Origin of the sequence: Candidatus Kinetoplastibacterium galatii TCC219 (assembly GCF_000340905.1) — a bacterium.
In the GTDB taxonomy this organism is placed as follows: domain Bacteria; phylum Pseudomonadota; class Gammaproteobacteria; order Burkholderiales; family Burkholderiaceae_B; genus Kinetoplastidibacterium; species Kinetoplastidibacterium galati.
Genome location: NC_020284.1, coordinates 552,227 through 568,638, shown reverse-complemented (window position 1 = coordinate 568,638; position 16,412 = coordinate 552,227). Strand labels below are relative to the sequence as shown.

Annotated in this window: 15 protein-coding genes, 3 tRNA genes and 1 pseudogene; 18 read left to right on the top strand and 1 reads right to left on the bottom strand. The window is 35.2% G+C overall.

Annotated features, from left to right (window positions below; all coding sequences use genetic code 11):
* The first annotated feature begins 75 nt into the window (after nucleotides 1-75).
* From ST1E_RS02650 to pnp, 6 genes are all read left to right on the top strand, one after another.
* Nucleotides 76-843, top strand: a complete 768-nt coding sequence (locus ST1E_RS02650; RefSeq protein ID WP_015389701.1) for a YaaA family protein — start codon at nucleotides 76-78, stop codon at nucleotides 841-843.
* A 391-nt stretch (nucleotides 844-1,234) separates the two neighbouring features.
* Nucleotides 1,235-2,953, top strand: coding sequence for a biosynthetic-type acetolactate synthase large subunit (gene ilvB / locus ST1E_RS02645; protein WP_015389700.1), 1,719 nt, complete (start codon nucleotides 1,235-1,237; stop codon nucleotides 2,951-2,953).
* Nucleotides 2,954-2,965: 12 nt separating this feature from the next.
* The gene (ilvN, locus tag ST1E_RS02640; RefSeq protein ID WP_015389699.1) at nucleotides 2,966-3,457 is read left to right on the top strand and encodes an acetolactate synthase small subunit; all 492 of its coding nucleotides are present in this window, start codon (nucleotides 2,966-2,968) and stop codon (nucleotides 3,455-3,457) included.
* Between the two features lie 53 nt (nucleotides 3,458-3,510).
* On the top strand, nucleotides 3,511-4,527 hold the full coding sequence (gene ilvC, locus ST1E_RS02635; RefSeq protein ID WP_015389698.1) for a ketol-acid reductoisomerase: 1,017 nt from the start codon (nucleotides 3,511-3,513) through the stop codon (nucleotides 4,525-4,527).
* Nucleotides 4,528-4,836: 309 nt separating this feature from the next.
* Nucleotides 4,837-5,106 (top strand): 30S ribosomal protein S15, encoded by a 270-nt coding sequence (gene rpsO / locus ST1E_RS02630; RefSeq protein ID WP_015389697.1) that lies wholly within the window; start codon nucleotides 4,837-4,839, stop codon nucleotides 5,104-5,106.
* Between the two features lie 63 nt (nucleotides 5,107-5,169).
* A complete protein-coding gene (pnp, locus tag ST1E_RS02625; protein ID WP_041185973.1) occupies nucleotides 5,170-7,275 on the top strand; it encodes a polyribonucleotide nucleotidyltransferase in 2,106 nt (701 codons plus the stop codon).
* Nucleotides 7,276-7,278: 3 nt separating this feature from the next.
* On the opposite strand, the gene ST1E_RS02620 is transcribed toward pnp, so the two are convergent.
* A tRNA-Leu gene (locus tag ST1E_RS02620) sits at nucleotides 7,279-7,363 on the bottom strand.
* Nucleotides 7,364-7,537: 174 nt separating this feature from the next.
* On the opposite strand from ST1E_RS02620, the gene ST1E_RS02615 reads away from it, so the two are divergent.
* From ST1E_RS02615 to nuoF, 12 genes and pseudogenes are all read left to right on the top strand, one after another.
* Nucleotides 7,538-7,625, top strand: a tRNA-Ser gene (locus ST1E_RS02615).
* A gap of 93 nt (nucleotides 7,626-7,718) precedes the next feature.
* Nucleotides 7,719-8,696 (top strand): NAD(P)H-quinone oxidoreductase, encoded by a 978-nt coding sequence (locus ST1E_RS02610; protein ID WP_015389695.1) that lies wholly within the window; start codon nucleotides 7,719-7,721, stop codon nucleotides 8,694-8,696.
* Nucleotides 8,697-8,733: 37 nt separating this feature from the next.
* The gene (gene tpiA, locus ST1E_RS02605) at nucleotides 8,734-9,477 is read left to right on the top strand and encodes a triose-phosphate isomerase (protein WP_015389694.1); all 744 of its coding nucleotides are present in this window, start codon (nucleotides 8,734-8,736) and stop codon (nucleotides 9,475-9,477) included.
* Nucleotides 9,478-9,498: 21 nt separating this feature from the next.
* Entirely contained in the window at nucleotides 9,499-9,831 is a 333-nt protein-coding gene (gene secG / locus ST1E_RS02600; RefSeq protein WP_015389693.1) for a preprotein translocase subunit SecG, read from the top strand.
* A 77-nt stretch (nucleotides 9,832-9,908) separates the two neighbouring features.
* A tRNA-Leu gene (locus ST1E_RS02595) sits at nucleotides 9,909-9,993 on the top strand.
* Between the two features lie 362 nt (nucleotides 9,994-10,355).
* Nucleotides 10,356-11,543, top strand: a complete 1,188-nt coding sequence (locus tag ST1E_RS02590; RefSeq protein ID WP_015389692.1) for a porin — start codon at nucleotides 10,356-10,358, stop codon at nucleotides 11,541-11,543.
* A gap of 150 nt (nucleotides 11,544-11,693) precedes the next feature.
* Nucleotides 11,694-12,052, top strand: a pseudogene (gene ndhC / locus ST1E_RS02585) (NADH-quinone oxidoreductase subunit A).
* A 38-nt stretch (nucleotides 12,053-12,090) separates the two neighbouring features.
* Nucleotides 12,091-12,564 (top strand): NuoB/complex I 20 kDa subunit family protein, encoded by a 474-nt coding sequence (locus tag ST1E_RS02580; RefSeq protein ID WP_015389690.1) that lies wholly within the window; start codon nucleotides 12,091-12,093, stop codon nucleotides 12,562-12,564.
* A gap of 41 nt (nucleotides 12,565-12,605) precedes the next feature.
* A complete protein-coding gene (locus ST1E_RS02575; RefSeq protein ID WP_015389689.1) occupies nucleotides 12,606-13,238 on the top strand; it encodes an NADH-quinone oxidoreductase subunit C in 633 nt (210 codons plus the stop codon).
* Nucleotides 13,239-13,247: 9 nt separating this feature from the next.
* Nucleotides 13,248-14,507 carry an NADH-quinone oxidoreductase subunit D gene (locus tag ST1E_RS02570; protein WP_041185972.1) on the top strand — a complete coding sequence of 420 codons (1,260 nt, stop codon included), beginning with the start codon at nucleotides 13,248-13,250 and terminating at the stop codon, nucleotides 14,505-14,507.
* Between the two features lie 39 nt (nucleotides 14,508-14,546).
* The gene (gene nuoE / locus ST1E_RS02565) at nucleotides 14,547-15,038 is read left to right on the top strand and encodes an NADH-quinone oxidoreductase subunit NuoE (RefSeq protein ID WP_015389687.1); all 492 of its coding nucleotides are present in this window, start codon (nucleotides 14,547-14,549) and stop codon (nucleotides 15,036-15,038) included.
* Nucleotides 15,039-15,043: 5 nt separating this feature from the next.
* A complete protein-coding gene (nuoF, locus tag ST1E_RS02560; protein ID WP_015389686.1) occupies nucleotides 15,044-16,411 on the top strand; it encodes an NADH-quinone oxidoreductase subunit NuoF in 1,368 nt (455 codons plus the stop codon).
* The last annotated feature ends 1 nt before the right edge of the window (nucleotide 16,412 follow it).

The following is a 16,412-nucleotide window of genomic DNA, read 5'->3' as shown; positions in this document are numbered from 1 at the left end:
ATTTTTTGCAATTTTTAATCCTAAATTAAAATATAGTATTTTGATTTTAAAATTATTTAATAAGGAAGCTAGTGATTGTTACTTTTACTTTCCCCTTCTAAATCTCTAAGTCTAACCAATATTAAGACTGCGATAAATAAAAGAACAAGCCCATTTTTTTTAAAAGAAAGTCTTTTAATAGTAAAAGAATTAAGGGGGAAATCCTTGTTCGAGTTAGCTAAAATTTTAAAAATAAATGTAAGTTTAGCTAAAGTTAGTTTTGATTATTATGCAAATTGGGATAAATTATCAGAGTTTAATGCATTGTCTATTTTTAAAGGTAATGTTTATAGAGCATTGGATATATCTAGCTTTACTTCGGAAGACATTCTTTGGTCCCAAGATAATTTATTGATATTAAGTGGATTATTCGGTATTTTGCGTCCTTTGGATTTTATAAAACCATATAGATTAGAAATGAGTTCAAGTTTACAAATTTTAGGTTTTAAAAACCTGTATGCATTTTGGCGTAATTTTGTTACAGATTTTATTAATAATGAAATAAAGAAAAAGAATCTTAAGTTTTTAGTAAATTTATCATCTAATGAATATTTCAATGTTATAGATTTAAATGAAATAAAGGCAAATGTAGTAAATTGCGTGTTTCAAGAATATAGAGTTGATAAATGGAAAGTTATTGGGGTGACTGCAAAGACGTTGAGAGGATTGATGGCTAGGTATATTATAACAAACAAATTAGATAATATAAATGATTTGAAAAAGTTCTCTTATCATGGTTATGAATATGATGGTTATATTTCTAATAATGAATGTCTTTTTTTCAGGAAAAAACAGCATAAGTGAAAATTTTTTAATAAATTGTCTTATTCATTTTTAGGAAATAGTTTATAATCTAGCCTGATGCAACGAATCGTTGCTGGTTTTTCATATATTCCTGTTTTTTTATCATAAGACAGTGTATTAATTTGTGGAATTTTGTATATCATTACAATAGTTGCTTTTGGTTATGTCATAAGCATTTGCCGGAGCTTTCATTTCGATCTTGTACGTCATTGACGGTTGTTCGGTGTTCCAAGATAAACTGGTGTTTGTTTGTTATCCCGAAGTTGTTGAGTGATTTTACGATTTTCATGAAAACATTCGGTGTTTTAAGGAACAATTCCTGTTTAGTTATCTTTGTTTCAAGATATAAAAATCTTTTGGGGCAGAACTTGTATTGAAGGGAAAATAAATAATGGAAATGAATGGCGCTGATGTACTTGTGCATTGTTTGTCCGAGCATGGGGTTGAACATGTTTTTGGTTATCCTGGCGGAGCAGTTCTGTACATTTACGATGCAATTTTTAAGCAAGATAAATTTCAACATATTCTAGTAAGGCATGAACAAGCTGCAGTGCACGCCGCTGATGCTTATTCTCGATCATCTCAGAAAATTGGTGTCTGTATTGTTACTAGTGGCCCAGGAGCTACTAATGCCATCACAGGTATAGCTACAGCATATATGGATTCTATACCAATGATAATTATCAGCGGTCAGGTCTCTAGTGATGTAATTGGAGAAGATGCTTTTCAGGAGTGTGACACTATAGGCATTACTCGCCCTTGTGTTAAGCATAATTTCTTAGTTAGAGATGTAAAAAATCTTGCTGATACTATACGACGTGCTTTTTATATAGCAACAACAGGGAGACCTGGTCCGGTTTTAATAGATATCCCTAAGAATGTTACTGCGGCTAAGTGCAAGTATACTCCTGCTAAAGAAGCAGTTGTGATGAGATCATATGCTCCTGTAACTAAGGGACATCAAGGCCAAGTAAGAAAAGCTGCTCAGATTCTTCTATCAGCAGAACGCCCTATAGTTTATGTTGGTGGTGGAGTTGTTTTATCCAATGCATCTAGCGAGTTGAGGGAATTATTGGTGAAGCTAGGAGCTCCTTGTGTTAATACCTTAATGGGTTTAGGAGGAGTAGCTTTTGATGATCCTCAGTGTCTTGGAATGCCTGGCATGCATGGGTCCTATGAAGCTAATTTTGCTTTGCAGTATAGCGATGTGGTACTTGCTGTTGGCACACGTTTTGATGATAGAGTTGTTGGTAATGTAAAGCATTTTAACCAAACATCTAGGAAAATAATTCATATAGATATAGATCCATCTTCTATCTCTAAACGTGTAAAAGTTGATGTTCCTATTGTTGGTGATGTTAAGGATGTTTTGGTTGATATCAGCGAGCAAATTGATTCTTTAAGGTCTATTGCTACTAAACAAGTATCAACGAAAAAATGGTGGGATCAGATTAAAGAATGGCGTAGCAAAAATAGCAAGAAATATTTTAATTCTGACAGTGTTATTAAGCCACAGTTTGTAATTGAGAAATTATGGGAAGTGACTAATGGCAATGCCATTATAACATCGGATGTAGGCCAACATCAAATGTGGACTGCTCAGTATTATGGTTTCCGAAATCCTAGATGCTGGATAAATTCAGGAGGATTGGGTACTATGGGCGTTGGTCTTCCATATGCTATGGGTGTTCAAAAGGCTAATCCTAATGCTGATATAGCTGTTGTAACTGGAGAGGCGTCTATTCAAATGAATATACAAGAAATGTCTACTTGCTTACAATATAATTTAACTCCAAAAATAATTTGCCTTAATAATCGTTTCCTTGGAATGGTTCGTCAATGGCAAGAAATTGATTACGGTTCTAGGTATTCACAGTCTTATATGGAATCTTTGCCAGATTTTGTTAAACTTGCTGAATCTTATGGTCATGTAGGTATTCGCATTGAAAAACCATCTGATGTAGAGCCTGCATTGAAAGAGGCGTTTACTAAGCATAAAAATCGTTTAGTATTTATGGATTTTATTACTGATCGCACAGAAAATGTTTGGCCTATGGTAAAAGCTGGGCGTGGGTTAACCGAAATGCTGCTCGGTACTGAAGATTTATAGGGTGGATTGTATATGAAACATGTTATTTCTGTGCTTATGGAGAATGAGCCTGGTGCATTATCCCGCGTAGTCGGTTTATTTTCTGCCAGAGGGTACAACATTGAGTCGCTAACTGTTGCTCCTACTGAAGATTCAACCCTATCACGTTTGACCGTTGTTACTATTGGATCTGATGATATTATAGAGCAGATAACCAAACATTTAAATAGATTAGTAGATGTTGTTAAAGTGGTTGATTTTAAGGATGGAGCGCATATTGAGAGAGAGCTGCTTCTTATAAAAGTTCGTGCAGTTGGTAAGGAACGTGAAGAAATAAAAAGGATGGTTGATATTTTTCGTGGTCACATTATTGATGTTACTTACAAATCATATACAATCGAACTCACGGGCACGCAGAGTAAAATACAAGCTTTTATAGATAGTTTGGATCGTAGTGCTATTTTAGAGACGGTGCGTACTGGTCTATCTGGAATAGGTCGCGGGGAAAGAATCCTAAAGGTATAGCTTTTAAAGTAGTCCTTTAAGGGTTTGTTATTTAAATGACGGAGTGTTTTTTTATGAAAGTTTTTTATGATAAAGATTGTGATCTATCATTATTAAAAGGTAAAACTGTAGCCATCCTGGGTTATGGTTCTCAAGGACATGCGCATGCCTTGAATTTGCATGATTCAGGTGTTAATGTAGTCGTCGGTTTGCGTAAAAATGGGTCTTCTTGGAACAAGGCAATTAATGCTGGGTTACAGGTTAAAGAAGTAATTGATGCCGTAAAATCAGCTGATATTGTTATGATGTTGCTTCCAGACGAAAATATAGCTTCTGTTTATAATGATGCTGTACATGCTAATATTAAGAGCGGCGCTGTATTAGCTTTTGCACATGGTTTTAATGTTCATTACGGTCAAGTTATACCTCGTAACGATATAGATGTTATAATGGTTGCTCCTAAGGCTCCTGGACATACTGTTCGTGGAACATATAGCAATGGAGGAGGTGTTCCTCATTTGATCGCTGTTTACCAAGATAAATCAGGCGTGGCTCGTGATATAGCATTGTCGTATGCGAGTGCTAATGGTGGTGGTAGAGCAGGCATAATAGAGACCACATTCCGTGAGGAAACAGAGACAGACCTGTTTGGTGAGCAAGCTGTTCTATGTGGTGGTACAGTAGAGCTGATAAAAGCTGGTTTTAGTACATTAGTAGAAGCTGGATATGCTCCTGAAATGGCTTATTTTGAATGTCTTCATGAACTTAAATTAATTGTAGACTTGATTTATGAGGGCGGCATAGCCAATATGAATTATTCTGTTTCTAACAATGCAGAATTTGGTGAATATGAGATTGGTCCTAAAGTAGTAACAGATGACACACGTAAAGCTATGCGTCAATGTTTAACTGATATTCAAACTGGTGAATATGCTAAGAAGTTCATTCTTGAAAATCAGGCTGGTGCTCCAACATTGATATCTCGTCGTCGTATTAATTCAGAGTCTCAAATTGAGCAGGTTGGTGCAAAACTCAGATCAATGATGCCTTGGATTACAGCTAATAAATTAGTAGACAAAACCAAGAACTAGAATTTAATTCTGTTATTTTTTGTTTTTTACGGCACATGTCCCATGTTCGGGTATGTGCCGTCTCTTTTTCAATAATGTTAATTATTATGGTGTTTTTAACTATTGATCAATTATTATATATATAATATTTTTTAGTTTTTGATTTAAATTATTTAATACATTCCTTATAAATATTTACAATAAAGTATGGATTTTAGATTATTTTATAGTTTGTTATTTGATAAATTGTATATAATAAAAAGTTGGGGTTATTTTTTTAATCACTTTAAAACACCTCGGTTTTAAAGCAAGTTCATTGAAGAGGTATAAATGTCTGTATCAGATATAAAAAAGAGCGATATAGTAGCTCAATTTCAGCGTTGTAATGGTGATACTGGGTCTCCAGAAGTTCAAGTTGCTCTATTAACGGCGCGTATTAATGATCTAACCAATCATTTTAAAAAGCACATTAAAGACCATCATTCGCGTCGTGGTCTATTAAAAATGGTTAGTAGACGAAGAAAGTTATTGGTTTATTTGAAAGGACGTAATCCTGATTCATACCGTTCTTTGATAGATAAGTTAAATTTACGTAAATAATTATTATATTAAAGTACTGTGGTTAGCAAAACTAGCCGCAGTTTTTTTTAAGGAATATTTGTCATGTTTAATAAAGTGACTAAAACATTCCAATATGGACAACATAAAGTTACTATTGAGACTGGCGAGATAGCTCGACAAGCATCTGGATCTGTATTGGTTTCGATGGGTGAGACTGTAATTCTAGCTACGGTTGTTGCTAGTAGAGAAGTTAAGGATGGACAGAATTTTTTTCCATTAACTGTGGACTATATTGAAAAATCTTATGCTGCTGGAAAAATTCCAGGAGGGTTCTTTAAAAGAGAAGGGAAGTCATCAGAAAAGGAGATATTAATCTCAAGGTTGATTGACAGACCACTGAGGCCTTTATTTCCTGATGGTTTTTATAATGATGTGCACGTTGTCGTACATGTTTTATCAGTTGATCCTGATATAGATCCTGATATTCCTTCCATAATAGGATCTTCTGCTGCCTTATCCATTTCTGGAGTGCCTTTCCACGGCCCTGTTGGCGCTGCTCGTGTTGGGTTTATAGATGGTGTTTATTCTCTAAATCCTACTAAAAGTCAGATAAAATCATCTAAATTGGATCTAATAGTAGCAGGAACTGCAGATGCTGTTTTAATGGTTGAGTCAAGTGCAAATGAACTGTCAGAGGATATTATCTTAGAAGCCATTATGTTTGGTCATAAAAATATGCAGATTGTTATTGATAATATTAATGATCTTGTTTCAATGGCCGGTAAAAATAGTATAGAATGGAATTCTACAGTAAAAGATAGTGATTTAATTGATTATATTTCAAAAATTTCTCTAGAAAAATTATCATTAGCATATAGTCATCGTGAAAAACAAGAAAGACACTTAAGGCTAGAAGAAATAAGATCTTTTGTTAAGAGCTCCATTAAGAATGGTTATCCAAACCCCAGGAATGCTATACCAAGTGATGCAGAGATAGATGGCTTATTGTTTGATCTTGAATCAAAAATTGTTAGAGAAAAGATACTAAATGGTGAGCCGAGAATTGATGGCAGAGATACCCGTACTGTTCGTCCTATAAACATAAAACTAGGTATTTTACCACGCGCTCATGGCAGTGCTCTATTTACTAGAGGAGAAACACAGGCGCTTGTAGTTGTTGCTTTAGGAACAAAGCAAGATGAGCAGATAGTTGAATCTTTGAATGAAGAGTATCGCGATAGGTTTATATTTCACTATAATATGCCACCTTTTGCAACCGGAGAAATTGGTAGGATAGGTGTTCCTAAGAGAAGAGAAATAGGACATGGTTACTTAGCAAAAAGAGCTTTATCATCTTTACTGCCTGATTCTAAAGAATTTCAATATACTATAAGATTAGTCTCTGAGATAACAGAATCTAACGGGTCTTCGTCGATGGCCTCAGTGTGTGGTGGATCTTTAGCAATGATGGATGCAGGAGTGCCTTTTAGCAGTCATGTTGCTGGAGTAGCAATGGGATTGATACTAGAAGATGGTAAATTTGCTATATTGACTGATATACTTGGAGATGAAGATCATCTTGGTGATATGGATTTTAAGGTTGCAGGCACAGTAAATGGTATTACTGCTCTACAAATGGATATTAAAATTCACGGAATCACTAAAGATATCATGAAAGTAGCTTTAGATCAGGCTAAAGATGGTAGACTTCACATTTTAAGAAAAATGAAGGAAAGTATACAAGGTTCTCGTGCTGAGTTATCTTCTTTTTCTCCTAAAGTGTTGAATATTCGTATTAATCCAGAAAAAATTAGAGATGTTATTGGTAAGGGTGGAGCAACCATACGTTCTATAACTGAAGAAACATCTACACAAATTGATATTTCTGACGATGGTTTAGTTACCATATCTGGAGTTAACGATAACGATGTTCAAGAAGCTCAAAGAAGAGTAGCTGAACTAACTACAGAAGTGGAGACGGGCGGTGTTTATGATGGTAAAGTTAATCGTATACTAGATTTTGGAGCTATAATACAACTCTTTCCTGGGAAAGATGGTCTTTTGCATATTTCAGAAATAGCAAATCATCGCATTCAAAACATCAATGAAGTACTGTCTGTAGGTCAAAAAATAAGAGTTAAAGTGATAGAATCTGACGATAAGGGAAGACTTAGACTGTCAGCAAAATCATTAAATGATTCTGAATAAGTCTGGTGCACCCAGCCGGAGTCGAACCGGCATGCCTTGCGGCGAGGGATTTTAAGTCCCTTGCGTCTACCAATTTCGCCATGGGTGCAACGCGCTAAACCATAGAACAATGCTTATATATTATTCTAAGAATTTTAAATATATCACTGCTTTATAATATATCCAAGAAAATTTAATACATATGCAAAAAATATTGTTTTTTATATATAAATAAGCTGTTATATAACAACATTGTATAATTATATTATATAATGCATACTTCGGAAGTTTGGCAGAGTGGTCGATTGCACTGGTCTTGAAAACCAGAGATCTGAAAGGATCCCAGGGTTCGAATCCCTGAGCTTCCGCCAGTTTATTTTATTCTGTGGTTGTCTTATTACATTTTAGTGAATTTGGATATTTGTATCCAAGCACTGTTTTTATAAGCTTATTTTATTTCTAAAATGAAAGCGATAGAGATTACTAAATTTGGTGGACCTGATGTTCTTTCTATAGTCGATCGTTCTATCCCGGAAGTTAGGAATGGTGAAGTTCTCATTAAAGTTTCTGCGGCTGGCATTAATAGACCAGATATTTTTCAGCGTCAAGGTCTTTACAAACCTCCTGCTGGGGCTTCTGATATTCCTGGGCTTGAGGTGTCTGGAGAAATTGTAAGAGGTGATGCTCACTTAGGTGGTTTTTCTATCGGAGACAAAGTTTGTGCTCTGGTATCTGGTGGTGGTTATGCTCAGTATTGTGTTGCTAATATCGGACATTGTTTGCCTATCCCTCTTAATATTAGTCTAGAGGACTCTGCTGGCTTACCAGAAGCATTGTTTACCTCTTGGAGTAATTTAGTAGATAAAGGAAACATCAGGGAAGGAGAATCCTTGCTAATACATGGTGGATCTAGCGGTATAGGTGTTATGGCTATACAACTAGCTAATTCATTAGGTTGCAATGTTTATTCTACTGCCGGCAGCTCTAGAAAAGTTGATTTTGTAGAGTCCATAGGCGCAATAAAATGCATTAACTACAGAACAGAAGATTTTGTGTCTGAAATTAATAAAATAACTGAAGGTGATGGTGTTAATTTAATTCTAGATATGGTTTCTGGAGATTATTTAGACCGTAATTTAAGCATCCTTTCTAAGAATGGCAGATTGCTAATCATAGCATTACTGGGCGGATCATTTAGTACTATAAATACTGGGTATATCTTAAAGAAGAATCTTATTATTTCTGGTTCTATGTTAAGGCCACAATCTGTTCTGTTTAAAAATATGATTGCTAGATCATTACGTGAATTTGTCTGGCCTTTGTTATCTAGTGGAAAAATAAAACCAATTACTTATTCTATGATTCCATTTGAGAGAGTTATTGAATCTCATGAACTAATGGAATCTGGAAATCATATTGGCAAGATAGTTCTAGTTATGTGACATATTTTTATTAATTCTATAAACAAACATTTTATTTATGATAATTAAAAATTCCAATCGTCTTGTTTTAGGTAACTGGAAAATGAATGGCAGCGTCTTAGATAATGCTATTTTACTTAGCGGATTAAAAAATGTAGATTGCTCTTTGCATTGTGATTTTGGAGTTCTGGTTCCTTTCCCTTATTTATCACAAGCTCTATCTGTGTTGCATGGCACTAAAATTTACTGGGGCGCGCAAAACCTTAGCGAACACAATTCCGGCGCTTATACTGGAGAGGTTTCAGCCTCTATGTTAAAAGAGTTTGGATGTAGCTTAGTTTTAGTAGGACATTCGGAACGTAGGATTTTATACAAAGAGACTAATTCTGATATTGCCAGAAAAGCTTTTGCTGCTATATCCCTAGGAATTACTCCAGTAGTTTGTTTTGGTGAAACTCTTGATGAATATAAATCTAAAAAAACATTTAATGTTATTGAAAATCAAGTATCCAGCATACTTAAACTAGGTAAAGAAAAAGTATCTAGAATGATTTTTTCATACGAGCCTGTTTGGGCTATAGGATCAGGATCTGCAGCTAGTCCTGAATATGCCCAAGATATACATGCTTTTATAAGAGGAATGTTAGATAAAATAGGGGCTGGCAATATTAGGATACTATATGGTGGAAGTGTTAAAGCAAGTAATGCTGCAAGTTTTTTTATGATGCCTGACATAGATGGAGCTTTGGTAGGTAATGCCTCGCTAATAATTGATGATTTCTTAGGTATTACAAAGTTGTAGTTGTTGAATCTGGAGTTATGGATGTCTTTATTTCATTTTTTTATCATTGTTTTACAGATTGTCTCTGCATTGGCTGTTATATTGTTTATTTTGCTTCAAAATGGAAATGGATCTGATGTAGGTAGTTCGTTTGGAGCAGGTTCTGCACTCAGTGTTTTTGGAGCTTCTGGGTCGGCAAATTTTTTATCTAAGAGCACTAAATGGTTTGCGATAATATTTTTTGTTAGTACGCTTAGTTTGGCTTACGTAAATCATAATTCTTCGAATAATGCTACTACTTCAAGTATAATGGAAAATGCAAATCATGAAAGCGTATTTCCTAATGTAGATGATTTATTAGGTAAAATTGATTAAATATAATCATATTAATGTGGATAATTTGATTATTGAATAATCCTGATTGTGGTAGAATTTGTACATCTATTTATTAAGCCGACGTGGTGGAATTGGTAGACACGCTATCTTGAGGGGGTAGTGGCGAAAGCCTTGCGAGTTCGATTCTCGCCGTCGGCACCAGAAATGATTGGAGAACATGTATACATTGTTTCTTCATTGGGATATTTGTTGTTTTGTTGTTTTTTTGTAAAGAGTTTAGAATCTATAAATTTGTAATTTGCATTATTTCGTATAGACTGACTAAGGTTGGCTAGTTTTTAATTAACTTGGTCTGTACATTGTGAGTGAAAGTTTATAGTGTTTCATGATGTTGTGTTGTTACAACATACATTGTGTTGCTCTTTGATTTTTGTGTTGCACATTTTGGCCAGTCTAGCTAAATTTTGATGCAATATTTCTGAATTCAACTTACTGGATTTGGGATTTGTGTTGTGTGTAATTATGTGTCACTCTTGTCACTCAAATTATTGGAGATTTTTTATATGAAAAAAACTCTGCTCGCTGCTGCTTTAGTTACTAGTTTTGCTAGTGTTGCTCAGGCAGAAACATCTGTGAACTTATACGGAACAGTTGATACAGGCATAAATGTAAATTCTGTTGAAGTCCGTGATTTTCGTGGAGTAAGGCATGAGATTAGTCGTGTTGGTCCAGTATCAGGCGCCCAAAGTGGATCTCATTGGGGTCTTAAAGGTTCTGAGGATCTGTCATCCGGGCTTCGTGCTGAATTCGTTTTGGAAGGTGGTTTTAACTCTGGGAATGGTGATGGTTTACAAACACGTCGTGTTTTCGGAAGACAAGCTACAGTTGGTCTAGCCAGCGATTCCTGGGGTCGAATTGACTTAGGACGCCAGACAAATGTATCTAGTAAATATTTTTCTAGTATAGATCCTTTCCATTCTGGATTTGAGCAAGCTAGCATGGGTATGGGGATAGGTCCTACCAATGCTCTTCGCTACGATAACATGGTTATGTATCAAACTCCTTCTTATAATGGATTTGATTTCGGTATCGGTTATTCTTTCTGTGTAGATACTAGAATTGCTGATACTAATTGTGTTACAGTTAACAATGCATTTTCTGCAGAAGAAGCTTCTAATTGGAGAACTGCAGAAAACGATAGAGCTATAACTGCTGGTGTGCGTTATAGTAATGGTCCTTTGACAGCTGCTTTTTCTTATGATGGTGTGAATGGTTCTAAAAGACGCGTAGCTCGTGATACTTACTTTGATGTAAGTCCTCGTTCTTATGTTATCGGTGGATCATATGATTTTGAAGTAGCTAAAGTTTCTATGGCATATGCAAGAACCATAGATGGATGGATGGGTGCTCTTAATGTAGCTGGTTACCGTGATTTAATTGGCCTAAGTCGTCTAGTCACAGAGTTTGCTAATGGTTTCTGTGCTAACTCATATATGGTTGGATTGAGTGCCCCTGTAGGAAACTCTAGTAATGTATTTGGTTCATGGCAGTGTGTAGCAGCCAATCCAAAACCAAATGGAGCAAGATTGACTGGTGATAATGATACTATGAATGTGTATAGTATTGGTTACACTTATGATCTTTCTAAACGTACCAATCTTTATGCTTATGGATCTTATGCGTCAGACTATGCATTTTTGTATAGCGCAAAGAGCAAAGTAGTAGGTGTAGGTTTGCGTCATCGTTTCTAGTTCTCATGAGCTAATCGTTGATTAAAACAAAGACCACCCTTTTTGGGTGGTCTTTGTTTTGTGTTTATTTTATCTCTAGTATTATCTTTTTAGGAAAAAAATAATTGTAAATGTTACAATCGTAGAACTGGATAACTAAAAGTGATTTTTATGAACTTACAACAATATTTTTCGGTTTTGCTATTCATTTTAGTATCTATAATTATAGGTCTTGGTTTACTTCTTGTTGGTTATCTATTAAGCCCTAAAAAATATACTGAGGAAAAGTCGTCTCCATATGAGTGTGGTTTTGAGAACTTTGGAGATGCAAGAATGCAGTTTGATATACGGTACTATCTAGTTGCTATTCTTTTTATTTTGTTTGATTTGGAAATTGCTTTCTTATTTCCGTGGGCTATAGTGCAAGATTTAATAGGTATGGAAGGATTTATAGCTGTAATGTTATTTCTGTTTATATTATTTATAGGTTTTTTTATGAATGGAAGAAAGGTGCTATAGATTGGGAATAGTTTTAATGTAGTGCAATTGCTTAGAGATTATTACAGCTATGGAAGAAGGTATTTTAAAGAAAGGTTTTATAACTACTAGTGCAGATAAGGTATTAAAATGGGCTAATACAAGTTCAATTTGGCCTATGACCTTTGGATTAGCATGTTGTGCTGTTGAGATGATGCATGCTAGCGCTGCTCGTTATGATTTAGATCAATTCGGAACATTTTATAGGCCAAGTCCTCGTCAATCTGATTTGATGATAGTTGCTGGCACTCTTTGCAATAAGATGGCTCCAGCTCTTAGGAAGGTCTATGATCAGATGCCTGAGCCAAAGTGGGTTATTTCAATGGGTTCATGCGCTAATGGCGGTGGTTATTATCATTATTCGTATTCTGTAGTTAGAGGATGTGATAGAATAGTCCCTGTTGATGTTTATGTGCCTGGATGTCCGCCAACCGCGGAGGCTTTGATTTACGGTATTTTGCAGCTGCAGAATAAAATTAGAGCAGGAAACAGGATAGATAGATAGTTCCCTAAGTATATTTTAGGTCATTTTTAATTATTGAGAGTATGTTTGATAATATGAACAAAATGGATGTTCTTAAGAACTCTTTGATAGAAGTTTTTGATGAACGCGTTAATTTAGTCTGTGAACATAATGAATTAACTATGAATATCCTCGATGAGGATTGGTTGTCTATTTGTAAACTCCTAAAGAATGATGATAGGTTCTGTTTCGATTCATGCATAGATTTATGCGGGATTGATTATCTTTCTTGGGGGAAGTCTAATTTGAATGATGCTTATAGTGTTGTCCCTAGAGAAAGCAAAAAACGTTTTGCTGTAGTTGCTCATGTTCTGTCTATAAAAAATAATTTGCGTTTACGAATTAGAACTTGGGCTTCTAGTGACGATCGTCCTTCTGTACAATCACTAGTCAGTTGTTGGCCTGGTTTCTTATGGTTTGAGCGTGAGGCGTTTGATTTGTTTGGTATTGTTTTTAGTGGACATCCTGATTTACGTAGAATATTAACTGATTATGGATTTATAGGTCATCCTTTTAGAAAAGATTTTCCATTGTCTGGAAACGTCGAAATGCGTTATGACAATGAGAAAAAGAAGGTCATATATCAAAGGTTAACTATAGAAGAGAGAGAAATAACACCTAGGATTATTCGTGAAGCATCATACTATAATGAGTAATATGAAAATATAATGGATATTAAAACTTATACATTGAACTTTGGTCCTCAGCATCCTGCTGCTCATGGTGTTTTGCGCTTAATTTTAGAGCTGGATGGCGAGGTTGTCTGTCGAGCTGATCCTCATATAGGATTGTTACACAGAGCGACTGAAAAACTAATGGAAAGCAAAACGTATATTCAGGGACTGCCTTATATGGATAGGCTTGATTACGTGTCTATGATGTGTAATGAACATGCTTATGTTATGGCAATAGAGAAAATGTTAGGTATTGATGTTCCCTTGAGAGCTAAATATATCCGTGTAATGTTTGATGAAATTACCAGAATACTGAATCATTTAATGTCGTTAGGATCTCATGCTCTTGATGTTGGGGCTATGGCTGTATTTCTTTATGCTTTTCGTGAAAGAGAAGATTTGATGGATTGTTATGAGGCTGTTTCAGGGGCAAGAATGCATGCTGCCTACTATAGACCTGGTGGGGTTTATAGAGATTTACCTGATAATATGCCTAAATATCAGAAATCATCAAAAAAGGTGCGTAGCAATAAAGATTTTCTTTATATGAATAAGAATAGGGAAGGATCTTTGCTTGATTTTATAGAAGATTTTACAGTTAGATTTCCTGTGTGTATTGATGAATACGAGACTCTATTGACAGATAATCGCATATGGAAACAACGTCTTGTTGGTATAGGGGTTGTGAGTCCAGAAAGAGCTAAGGAATTAGGTTTTTCAGGGCCAATGCTACGCGGGTCTGGGGTTGAGTGGGATATAAGAAAGACTCAGCCATATGAGGTTTATTCTGAATTAGATTTTGATGTGCCAATAGGACTCAATGGTGATTGTTATGATCGTTATTTGGTCAGGATTGCAGAAATGAGAGAGAGTAATAAAATTATAAGTCAATGTATTCAATGGCTTAGAAATAATCCTGGTCCAGTTATGATAGATAGTTGTAAGTTCTCTCCGCCTAAGCGATCAGAAATAAAATCAGGAATGGAGGAATTAATCCATCATTTTAAGTTTTTTAGTGAGGGATTTCATTTACCTGTTGGTGAAGTGTATTCAGCAGTCGAGCATCCTAAAGGCGAGTTTGGTATATATATATTATCAGATGGCGCTAACAAACCTTACAGGATTAAAATTCGAGCTCCTGGGTTCTCTCATCTACAGTCGTTAGAAGAAATGTCCAGTGGTCATATGCTTGCTGATGTTGTTACTATTATTGGAACTCAGGATATTGTGTTTGGCGAAATAGATCGTTGATTCTAATATTTTTATCTTTATTAAATAAATATACAGCTTATGTTGCTTTCAGAACAATCTTATCAGAAAATTGACTCGGAATTGTCTAAATATCCAGAAGATAAACGTCAATCATCATTAATAGCAGCCCTAGCTATAGCTCAAGAAGAAAACTCTTGGTTATCTCCAGAAATTATAGAGGAGGTTGCATCGTATATAGGCATACCTCCTATTGTAGCTCAAGAAGTAGCTACCTTCTATAATATGTTCAATACAGAACATAAATGCAAAAACAAAATTTCAATTTGTACGAATTTGCCATGTGCTCTTCGTGGTAGTGTGATAGTAGCAAATTATTTAAAAAATAAGCTAGGTATAGATTTTCATGAGACTACTCCTGATCATAGTTTTACTTTGTTAGAAAGTGAGTGTGCAGGAGCTTGTGGTGATGCTCCTGTCATATTAATAAATAATAAGCATATGTGTATTAAAATGACAGAAGAAAAAGTTGATCTTCTTATAGATACTCTTAAAAAAGAATCTGGAGAGTAATTTTTATGATCGTATCTGATTTTCTAAAAAACTTTGACAATGGTTTAACTCCTTACTTAGGAGAGAATGCTTCCAGTTCTACTTGTTTGCACGATAGACATATTTCCCCTCAAATTTTTAATGGAATTAGCGGTGATAATTGGAAATTGTGTGACTATCTAAATCGAGGTGGTTACAAAGCTCTTGAAAAAATACTAAAAAACAAAATATCTCCAGAAGATGTTATAAAGGAAATAAAATCTTCTGGATTACGTGGTCGTGGTGGTGCTGGTTTTCCTACGGGCTTGAAATGGAGTTTTATGCCATCTGGTATTAATGATCAAAAATATCTTGTATGCAATTCTGATGAGGGTGAACCAGGTACATTTAAGGATCGTGATATATTGAGATTCAATCCTCATATAGTTATAGAAGGCATGATAATAGCAGCTTATTCTATGAGAATAAGCGTTGGTTATAACTATATACATGGTGAGATTTTCGACGTTTACAAGCGTTTTGAATTTGCTATTGATGAGGCTATGAGAGCTGGATTTCTAGGTGAGCATATCTTAAATCAAAATTTCAGTTTCCACTTGTATGCGGCTCATGGCTATGGTGCTTATATATGTGGTGAAGAAACAGCACTATTAGAATCTTTGGAGGGTAAGAAGGGTCAGCCTCGTTTTAAACCTCCTTTTCCTGCTAATAATGGTTTATATGGTAAACCTACTACTATAAATAATACAGAAACATTTGCGGCTGTCCCTTGGATAATATTAAATGGTGGTGATAAGTATCTAGAAATAGGAAAACCAAATAATGGTGGCACTAAAATATTCTCTATTAGCGGAGATGTTATATTGCCAGGAAATTACGAGGTTCCTTTGGGTACGCCTTTTGCAAAAATTTTAGAATTGGCTGGTGGTGTTAGTAATAGTAATAAATTAAAGGCTGTTATCCCTGGCGGATCTAGTTCACCTGTACTGCCTGCTGATATCATAATGAATTTAGATATGGACTATGATTCCATCTCTAAGGCTGGATCTATGTTAGGGTCTGGAGCGATAATTGTATTAGATGATACACGTTGTATGGTCAAGTCTTTGCTAAGATTATCTTACTTTTATTATGAAGAAAGTTGTGGGCAGTGCACTCCTTGTAGGGAAGGTACTGGTTGGATTTATAGAGTATTAGATCGTATAGAAAACGGTAAAGGTAATTCTGAAGATTTAGAGTTGCTTGATTCGATTGCTAATAATATCATGGGTCGCACTATTTGTGCTTTGGGTGATGCTGCTGCTATGCCCGTAATCAGTTTTTTAAAACATTTTAAACCTGAGTTTGAGCATCACATTAAACATAAATCATGTTTGGTGTCAAAATATTTGTAGG

Coding starts and splice junctions, on each gene's coding strand:
- pnp (WP_041185973.1), top strand. CDS start 5,170: ATGTTTAATAAAGTGACTAAAACATTCCAATATGGACAACATAAAGTT.
- nuoF (WP_015389686.1), top strand. CDS start 15,044: ATGATCGTATCTGATTTTCTAAAAAACTTTGACAATGGTTTAACTCCT.
- ST1E_RS02575 (WP_015389689.1), top strand. CDS start 12,606: ATGTTTGATAATATGAACAAAATGGATGTTCTTAAGAACTCTTTGATA.
- rpsO (WP_015389697.1), top strand. CDS start 4,837: ATGTCTGTATCAGATATAAAAAAGAGCGATATAGTAGCTCAATTTCAG.
- secG (WP_015389693.1), top strand. CDS start 9,499: ATGTCTTTATTTCATTTTTTTATCATTGTTTTACAGATTGTCTCTGCA.
- ilvN (WP_015389699.1), top strand. CDS start 2,966: ATGAAACATGTTATTTCTGTGCTTATGGAGAATGAGCCTGGTGCATTA.
- ilvB (WP_015389700.1), top strand. CDS start 1,235: ATGGAAATGAATGGCGCTGATGTACTTGTGCATTGTTTGTCCGAGCAT.
- ilvC (WP_015389698.1), top strand. CDS start 3,511: ATGAAAGTTTTTTATGATAAAGATTGTGATCTATCATTATTAAAAGGT.
- ST1E_RS02610 (WP_015389695.1), top strand. CDS start 7,719: ATGAAAGCGATAGAGATTACTAAATTTGGTGGACCTGATGTTCTTTCT.
- tpiA (WP_015389694.1), top strand. CDS start 8,734: ATGATAATTAAAAATTCCAATCGTCTTGTTTTAGGTAACTGGAAAATG.
- nuoE (WP_015389687.1), top strand. CDS start 14,547: ATGTTGCTTTCAGAACAATCTTATCAGAAAATTGACTCGGAATTGTCT.
- ST1E_RS02580 (WP_015389690.1), top strand. CDS start 12,091: ATGGAAGAAGGTATTTTAAAGAAAGGTTTTATAACTACTAGTGCAGAT.
- ST1E_RS02590 (WP_015389692.1), top strand. CDS start 10,356: ATGAAAAAAACTCTGCTCGCTGCTGCTTTAGTTACTAGTTTTGCTAGT.